This window comes from Fimbriimonadaceae bacterium, assembly GCA_019638775.1.
In the GTDB taxonomy this organism is placed as follows: Bacteria; Armatimonadota; Fimbriimonadia; order Fimbriimonadales; family Fimbriimonadaceae; genus JAHBTD01.
In genome coordinates this window covers 1-1,756 of record JAHBTD010000094.1, presented here as the reverse complement: position 1 = coordinate 1,756, position 1,756 = coordinate 1, and the positions used below count along the sequence as shown (strand labels likewise).

The 1,756-nt window shown below is 51.0% G+C and carries 3 protein-coding genes; 1 reads left to right on the top strand and 2 read right to left on the bottom strand.

Annotation, left to right across the window (positions count from 1 at the left end):
* Together KF784_20190 and KF784_20185 are read right to left on the bottom strand one after the other, a co-directional pair.
* A partial coding sequence (locus KF784_20190) for a PIN domain-containing protein (GenBank protein MBX3121378.1) occupies window positions 1-315 on the bottom strand: 315 nt, incomplete at its 3' end.
* The gene (locus tag KF784_20185) at window positions 315-515 is read right to left on the bottom strand and encodes a hypothetical protein (protein ID MBX3121377.1); all 201 of its coding nucleotides are present in this window, start codon (window positions 513-515) and stop codon (window positions 315-317) included. The genes KF784_20190 and KF784_20185, both read right to left, overlap by 1 nt.
* 363 nt (window positions 516-878) lie before the next feature.
* Here KF784_20185 and KF784_20180 point away from each other — a divergent pair, with 363 nt between their 5' ends.
* Entirely contained in the window at window positions 879-1,574 is a 696-nt protein-coding gene (locus KF784_20180) for a hypothetical protein (GenBank protein ID MBX3121376.1), read from the top strand.
* The last annotated feature ends 182 nt before the right edge of the window (window positions 1,575-1,756 follow it).

Genomic DNA, 1,756 nt, shown 5'->3' with positions numbered 1-1,756 from the left:
GGCAATGAGCAGGTCTGCATCGGGCAACAAGGCCCCCTGTCGATGGAGATCGCCGTATAACGTCGCCGCACGCTCGACGACTTGGTCAGTGATCGGGAGAATGAGACTGGCTTGGCAGAGCAACGTGAAAGCCGCCTCTTGAGTCCGTGCCTGTTTCGCCTTCAGTCCCCGCAGGAGTTCGTAGCGCGTGATGATCGAGAAGGCCAGCCGCTGGTGCTCCCCCAGATAGTTCCGTACCCGCTGCACGACGAGGGGATGTTGTTTGAGAAGTTCGGAGAGAATATCGGTATCAAGGAGGACAGCCGGTTGCGGCATCAGGCAGCCGGCTCACGGAAGAAGTGTTGCCGATCTAACGCGATGGACTCGACCTGCGTGATCTCGTCGGCGCTCAGCCCTTGATAGACCAGCGCCGCACGCCGCAGAATTTCGTCCGCACCGAGCGCAAGGTCGGTGTCGACGGTGACCTGCACTTCGGCGTCATCAGCCAACGCAAGAGGTTCCAACGGCTGTAACACTCCGTCATGATAGCGGGCCTTGATTGTTTGTCGCATCGGAAAACCCTCCCCCTGCATTCGCCCATTGGCGGCAGTGCATCGGTAGATGCCTATTCTACTCAAACGGCGTCCAAATCTCACCACTTGTCGCAAGAACGCCCATTAGCCTGCAAAATGAGTTGGGCCGTCGCTGGCCCTGACTGACGGTCTCAGGGAAGGGAGGCACTCCAAATCCTGTGCTAAATTTGTGCTAAATAGTTTCAAGAAAGGATTCAATTTCTTGCACCAACTGACGGGACAGAATCTCCTCGAAGCGTTAGAAGCACCAAGAGTCCCCCAAATGTTCTTTCTCGATTTCTAATTCCAGCAAGTCAAATGAACGCCATGAATTACAAAGGTGCATCCCCGATTTATTGGAAGGCCTTTTTGATCCTTTTGACGATAGGCAGTCTTTTTAACATTGGAGGCTGTGTTGCGATTGGCCATGGCACATACAGCTGGCCAACTTTTGTTGGAGGTAGCGATGCTGATGATGATGATGGGAAAAAGTATCCCATTCTCAATCTGCCAGGAATAGCGATTCAAGTAGTTGCTCACAATGGTGATTCATTCGGCTTGGTCGGACCTGTGGTCCCTTTCATTCCCATTTGGGAGCACACTGGTGGTTCTCCATTTTGGATAGGCGTCCATCTTAACCCGGAGGTTAAGGAATTCGTTTTCGATCCATTTCAGGTCGGTCTAGAGCTGGAGGGAGGGCAACTATTGCTTCCTGAAAGATTCACCGGACCATTCATGGCCACAGAAGACGATCCTACGAGGTTTTGCTCCGGAATTTTTAATCCTGAATTTCACAAAAGCGAGCACGCCACTTTTTTCGTGATCGGCGAGATGTGCTTTGGGATTGCGTTCAACATCATCGCTCCAAAACCAGATGCCAAGTTTTCTGTGCTAATTGACGGTCTTGAGCAGAAAGAACGGTCTGTGAGTGTCCCGAAAATTACATTTGGCAAGAAGGAGCGAGGAGGCTGGTCCGTTTGCCTCAACGGCTCAATTTGCACAGAGCATTGGACAATGAGATGAAAGCCATTTGAGCAGTAGCAGCCTGAAAATTCGATTCGCATGCTGTGCTAAATTTGTGCTAAAAATTTTCAAAACCCACCTATACTCCTCGAATCCATCGAATCAATGGAAAGCGTCCAAGCACCTGTTTTCGCAGTTAAAATTGGGGAAACCATTGATACACCGAGCGTTTCAAAAACTGC